The sequence below is a fragment of the Sphingomonas sp. CCH9-F2 genome, from assembly GCF_001556735.1.
Classification (GTDB): domain Bacteria; phylum Pseudomonadota; class Alphaproteobacteria; order Sphingomonadales; family Sphingomonadaceae; genus Sphingomonas; species Sphingomonas ginsenosidimutans.
Map to the genome: position 1 here is coordinate 1 of NZ_LSJO01000241.1, position 6,201 is coordinate 6,201.

Here is a 6,201-nt window from a genome sequence, read left to right on the forward strand (position 1 = left end):
GTGCGATCATCCCGATCGAAAATTCGCTCCACGGCCGCGTCGCCGACATCCATTTCCTGCTGCCCGAATCCGGGCTGGTCATCACCGGCGAACATTTCCTGCCGATCCGCCACGCGCTGATCGGGTGCGGCCCGCGCGACGGCGTGAAGCAGGCGATGAGCCATCCGCAGGCGCTGGGCCAGTGCCGCCACTGGCTGAAGGCGCACGGCATCGAGCCGCTGAGCTATCCCGACACCGCGGGCGCGGCGGCGGTGGTGGCGGAACGGCGCGATCCGGCGATCGCGGCGCTGGCCCCGCCGGGCGCCGCCGCGCTCTACGGGCTGGACCTGCTGGCGACGGACATCGCGGATGCCGACCACAATATGACCCGTTTCGTCGTGCTGGCGCGCGGCGCGCGGCCGCTGGCCGGCACGGGGCCGTGGATGACGACCTTCATCTTCGAGGTGAAGAACGTCCCCGCCGCGCTCTACAAGGCGATGGGCGGTTTCGCGACCAACGGCGTCAACATGACCAAGCTGGAAAGCTACCAGCGCGGCGGCAGCTTCGCCGCGACCGAATTCTTCGCCGATGTGGAGGGGCGCCCCGGCGACCCGGCGTTCGATCGCGCGATGGAGGAACTGGGCTTCCATTCCAAATGGGTGCGCGTGCTGGGCACCTATGCGCAGGCACGCCCGCGCGGCTGAGGCGCCCGGCCGCGCCGGCGGGGCTTGCGCCGCCCCGCGCACCCCGTATCGTGGGATACATTGTCTCCCCCCTCGATCGGACGGTCCATCCCATGAAGAAGCTGTTGCTCGCCGGCGTGCTGCTGTCGGTGTCCGGTGTCGCGCTGGCGCAGGCCGGGGCCGGCACGCCCCAGCCGCCGCGCGCCGCGAAGAAGCCGTACAGCGTCGCGTCCCCCAACGGCGCGCGCGAGGATGCCTATTACTGGCTGCGCGACGATACGCGGAAGAACCCGGAGATGCTCGCCTATCTGAAGGCGGAGAATGACTATGCCGACGCGGTCCTCGCCCCGCTCAAGCCGCTGGAGGACCGGCTCTATGCCGAGGCGGTGAGCCACATCAAGCAGGACGACAGCTCGGTCCCCTACCTGCGCAACGGCTATTGGTATCAGAGCCGCTATGCCGCCGGCGCCAATTACCCGATCATGGAACGGCGCAAGGGCAGCGCCGACGCCCCCGCCGAACTGCTGTTCGATCAGCCCGCCATGGCCAAGGGCCACAGCTTCTTCGCGCTGAGCGACATGGAGATCAGCCCCGACAACCGCTTGGCCGCCTATGCCACCGATACCGTCGGCCGCCGGCAATATGTCATCCGGATCAAGGATCTGGCGACCGGGCAACTGCTGCCCGACACGATCACCAATGCCGAGCCGAACCTGGTCTGGGCCGACGACAATCGCACGCTGATGTACATCGCCAAGGATCCGACGACGCTGCGCGGGTACAAGGTAATGGCGCACGTCCTGGGCACTGCGCCCGCCGCCGATCGCGTGCTGTACGAGGAGAAGGACGACACCTTCCAGATGGCGATCAACCGCACCAGCGACGATCGCTTCTGGTGCGTGCGCGTCGAATCGACCGTCAGCGACGAACAGAGGTGCGCGCCGCTCGCCACCCCCGCCGCGCTGACGCTGTTCGCCCCGCGCGCGCGCGATTTCCGCTACCAGGCGGATCACATGGGCACGCGCTGGATCGTCAAGACCAACCGCGATGCGAAGAACTACAAGCTGGTGACCGTCGCCGATGCCGATGCGGCGAAGGGCGTGGCCGCGTGGCACGACCTGACGCCGGCCAGCGACACCGTCTTCATCGAGGATTTCACCCCCTTCGCCACCTTCGTCGCGATCGACCAGCGCGAGGGCGGCAACCGCATGATCCGCCTGCTGGGCGACGACGGACGCTCCACCCCGGTCAAGGCGGACGAGCCGGCCTACCAGATGTCGCTGTCGACCAACGCCGAACCGGCGAAGACCGACTGGGTCCGCTACAGCTATGCCTCGCTGGTGACGCCCACCACCACCTATGAGGTGAATGCGAAGACCGGCGAGCGCCGCACGCTGAAGGTCGCGCCCGTCCCCGGCTACGATCCTGCCAATTACGTGACCGAGCGCGTCTGGGCGCCGGCGCGCGACGGGACGAAGGTGCCGGTGTCGATCGTCTATCGCAAGGGAACGAAGCGCGACGGCACCGCGCCGCTGTTCCAATACGCCTATGGCAGCTACGGCATCTCGATGGACCCGGCGGTCGACCCGGCGCGGCTGCCGCTGCTCGACCGCGGCGTCGTCTATGCGCTGGCGCATATCCGCGGCGGGCAGGAAATGGGCCGCGGCTGGTATGACGACGGTCATCTGCTCAACAAGAAGAATACGTTCACCGATTTCGTCGACGTCACCCGCTATCTGGTGGCGCAGAAATATGCCGCGCCGGGCCGCGTCGCGGCGATGGGCGGCAGTGCGGGCGGGCTGCTGATGGGTGCAGTCGCGAACATCGCGCCGAAGGATTATGCGGTGATCGTCGCGCAGGTGCCATTCGTCGACGTGGTGACGACGATGCTCGACGCCTCGATTCCGCTGACCACGTTCGAATATGACGAATGGGGCAATCCCGCGCAGAAGCCCTATTACGATTACATGCTCAGCTATTCGCCCTACGACAATGTGAAGCGGCAGGCGTATCCGGCGATGTACGTGGGCACTGGCCTGTGGGACAGCCAGGTGCAGTATTACGAACCAGCCAAATGGGTCGCCAAACTGCGCGAGCTGAAGACCGACAGCAACCCGCTGGTGTTCCGCGTCAACATGGAGGCCGGGCACGGCGGCAAGTCGGGCCGCTTCGAACGCTATCGCCAGAATGCCGAAGCGCAGGCGTTCGTGCTGCAACAGCTAAGGGTCGCGCAATGACCGGCCGCGGCCGGGGTCACTCCCCGGCCGACCACGTCTCCAGCAGCGTGTGCGCGATCGCATAGGGCGGCGGGGCCAGGAACGGCCCCTCCCCCGCCAGCGCGGCGCGCACGTCGTCGCGCGTCACCCACATCGCGTCCTCCAGCTCGTTGGCGTCCAACGTGATACGATCGTGCGCCGCCTCGGCGACGCACGCGATCATCAGTTGTGCCGGGAACGGCCACGGCTGGCTGGCGACGTAGCGCACCGCGCCGGTCGGCAGCCCGGCTTCCTCGCCGATCTCGCGCCGCACCGCTTCCTCGATCGATTCGCCCGGCTCCAGAAAGCCGGCCAGCGCCGAATAACGTCCCTTGGGAAAGGCCGGCTGCCGCCCGACCAGCGCCCGCCCGTCATGTTCGGCCAGCATGATGACCACCGGGTCGACGCGCGGGAAATGTTCCGCATTGCACGCCCCGCATTTCCGGCCCCAGCCGGCGCGGAACATCGCCGTCGGCGCGCCGCATTGCGCGCAGAAGCGGTGTCGCAGATGCCAGTCGACTAGCGACCGCGCGGTGGCGAAGGTCGCCGCCTCGCCCGGCTGCAGCTGGTCGAGCAGGCGGAACAACGTGGGCGATCGGAACGACGGCGCGGGTCCCCCCGCGGGCGGCACCGCGGCGAAGCGCGGGCGCCCGCCGTCCAGCCCCAGCAGGACGAACTCCGCATCGTCGGGCGCATCGGCCAGCATCGTCCAGCCGAGCCGGCCGTTATCGTCCACCTCCGGCTCGAACCCGTCCAGCTTCAGCAGCCGCGACTGCCAGTTGCCCAGCGCCGCCGTGAACGCATCGGCATCGTGGCGCAGGTGATCGGCGCGGTCGAGCAGGCCGCCGGTGAAGCCGGGAGTGGCGATCACCGGTGCAGCCTCGCGGCATCCTGCATCAGCGCCGCCGGCACCTCGCGGCGCAGCGGCAGCGAGCCGGGCGGGAAGATGTTCACCATCACCACCCCGCGCATCCGGTGCGTGGGGTTGACCCAGGCGACGCTGTTCGCCGCGCCGTCCCAGCCATAGGTGCCCGCCAGCACCCCCGGCCGGTCGGCGAGCGTGACATAGCCGCCCGCGCCATAACCGGTGTCGGTGACGCTGCCCCGCGTCACGCCCGTGAAGGTGACGCCCGCGGGCAGCAGGTTCGATGTCGCCAGCGCCACCGTCTCGGGCTTCAGCACGCGCACCCCGTCCAGCGTCCCGCGATCCTGGATCATGTGCAGGAACCGGTCGTAATCGCGCGCCGACGACACCAGCCCCGCGCCGCCATAGGGGAAGCTGGGCGGCTGGAGATAGACCGAAGTCGCCGCCGGATCGACCGGCAGTCCCTGTTGTCCCATCACCGCATAATTGGTCGCCAGCCGCCCGGCCTCCTTCTGCGGCACCTGCCAGAACGTGGAGGTCATCTTCAACGGATCGAGCAGGCGCGTCTGGACGAAGCGGTCGAACGGCATCCCGCTCGCCTTCTCGATCACCGCGCCCATCACGTCGAGGCCGATCGAATAGCTCCACTTCGTTCCCGGCTCCGCGATCAGGGGCAGTTTCGCGACCCGATCGGCGAATTCCGCCAGCGACGTGGGCCGCGCGGCCTTCGCCTTGCCCTCGGTCGCGACATTGAGCGCGGCGGGAAGGATGCCGCGCGCCTCATATTCCTTCAGCAGCGGCCCCTTGCTGATGATATTGTACCCCAGCCCGGCGGTGTGGGTCAGCAGTTCGCGGATCGTGATCGGCCGGGTCGCGGGGCGGCTGTCGAGCGAGGTGTCGGGCTGGGTCAGCACGCGCATCGTCTTGAACGCCGGGAAATATTTCGACAGCGGATCGTCCAGACCGATCTTGCCCTCTTCGATCAGGATCATCGCCGCCATCGCGGTGACCGGCTTAGTCATCGAATAGACGCGCCACAGGCTGTCCGGCCCCGCCGCCGGCGCGCCCTCGTCCCAGGCGATCGCGCCGCTCGACACGAAATAGGTCGGGTGATCGTCACGTCCGAATGCGCCGACGATCCCGGGCACGCGGCGCTCGGCGACGTAGCGGTCGAACAAGGCCTGGGTCGCGGGCAGCAGCGAGGGCGCGCGCGCCGCTGCCCCCTCCGCGGCCGGAATCGGTGCCGGCTGTGCCTGCCGCGCCAGCCCCGTACCCCCGGCGGCCAGCGCAAGGGCCAGCGCCGCCGTCATCGTCCACCGCTTGCTCGTCACACCCGTCTCCTCACCACCGCCGCGGCCTTGGCGAACAAGGTGGGCAGCCCCGCCTCGTCCAGCCGGTCGACCGGCCACCATTCGCCGATGTTGACCGCGTGATGCGTCCGCGCGACCGCCAGCGCAAGGTCGAGCGTGAAGTGCGTGAACCCGTGCGAGACACTCTCGTCCAGCATCCGCCAGTCCACCACCGCGGGCGCCCCGGCCAGTCCCGGCGGCGCATCGCCCCACGGCCCGGTCGGCAGCGCGCGCATCCCGCCCAGCAGCCCCTTGTCGGGGCGCCGCACCAGCAGCACCGCGCCGTCGCGTTCCAGCCAGAAGATCGTACCGTGGCGGTGCGGGCGCGCCGCCTTGGGTTTCTTCACCGGGAATGTTTCCGGCGTGCCTATCGCGCGCGCGGCGCAGCCGTCCGCGATCGGACACAGCAGGCAGCGTGGCCGGCGCGGGGTGCAGATCGCGGACCCCAGGTCCATCATCGCCTGCGCGAAGTCGCCGGCGCGCCGGTCCGGCGTGATCGTATCGGCCGCGGCGCGGATCGCGCGGCGCCCGCCCGGCAACGGATCGGGGATCGCGAACAGCCGCGCGACCACCCGCTCGACATTGGCATCGACCACCACCGCGCGCCGCCCGAACGCGATCGCCGCCACCGCCGCTGCGGTATAGTCGCCGAACCCCGGCAGCGCGCGCAACGCCGCCTCGGTATCCGGCATCGCGCCGCCATGATCGGCCGCGATCACCCGCGCCGCCGCAAGCAGATTACGCGCGCGGGCATAATAGCCCAGCCCGGCCCAGGCGGCCATTACGTCCGCCTCGTCGGCCGCCGCCAGCGCCGCGAAGGTCGGCCAGCGCGTGATCCATGCCGAAAAGCGCGGGCGCACCGTCGCCACGGTCGTCTGTTGCAGCATCACCTCGGACAGCCACACGCGATACGGATCGGGCGCCTCGCCCGCCTTCGCCCGCCACGGCAGGTCGCGGCGGTTGCGGTCGTACCAGTCGAGAAGCGGGGCGGCGACATCGCGGCGCTTGGCGTCCATGCCCCGGCTATGGCATGGGACGGCAAATGAGCAAGCGCGACCGCGCCCCGACCC

5 protein-coding genes are annotated in these 6,201 nt (G+C 69.6%); 2 read left to right on the forward strand and 3 right to left on the reverse strand.

What is annotated here, in order from left to right:
* Window positions 1-683, forward strand: a 683-nt coding sequence (locus AX685_RS07250; protein WP_066487003.1) for a prephenate dehydratase domain-containing protein, incomplete at its 5' end; no start/stop codon positions are given.
* Between the two features lie 92 nt (window positions 684-775).
* Complete coding sequence (locus tag AX685_RS07255; RefSeq protein ID WP_066487009.1) at window positions 776-2,899, forward strand: S9 family peptidase; 2,124 nt, start codon at window positions 776-778, stop codon at window positions 2,897-2,899.
* A gap of 16 nt (window positions 2,900-2,915) precedes the next feature.
* Here AX685_RS07255 and nudC read toward each other — a convergent pair whose 3' ends face one another.
* From nudC to mutY, 3 genes are read right to left on the reverse strand one after another with little or no spacing between them, the layout of a single operon-like run.
* A complete protein-coding gene (gene nudC / locus AX685_RS07260; RefSeq protein ID WP_066487012.1) occupies window positions 2,916-3,785 on the reverse strand; it encodes an NAD(+) diphosphatase in 870 nt (289 codons plus the stop codon).
* Window positions 3,785-5,092 carry a serine hydrolase domain-containing protein gene (locus AX685_RS07265; protein WP_066487015.1) on the reverse strand — a complete coding sequence of 436 codons (1,308 nt, stop codon included), beginning with the start codon at window positions 5,090-5,092 and terminating at the stop codon, window positions 3,785-3,787. Before AX685_RS07265 ends, nudC begins: the two co-directional genes overlap by 1 nt.
* A gap of 17 nt (window positions 5,093-5,109) precedes the next feature.
* Window positions 5,110-6,147: an A/G-specific adenine glycosylase gene (gene mutY / locus AX685_RS07270; protein ID WP_066487010.1), complete on the reverse strand. Its 1,038-nt coding sequence runs from the start codon at window positions 6,145-6,147 to the stop codon at window positions 5,110-5,112.
* Window positions 6,148-6,201 lie beyond the last annotated feature (54 nt).

Excerpts from the sequence above, each read along its gene's own strand:
- AX685_RS07265 (WP_066487015.1), bottom strand. The coding sequence starts at position 5,092 with ATGACGGCGGCGCTGGCCCTTGCGCTGGCCGCCGGGGGTACGGGGCTG.
- AX685_RS07255 (WP_066487009.1), top strand. The coding sequence starts at position 776 with ATGAAGAAGCTGTTGCTCGCCGGCGTGCTGCTGTCGGTGTCCGGTGTC.
- mutY (WP_066487010.1), bottom strand. The coding sequence starts at position 6,147 with ATGGACGCCAAGCGCCGCGATGTCGCCGCCCCGCTTCTCGACTGGTAC.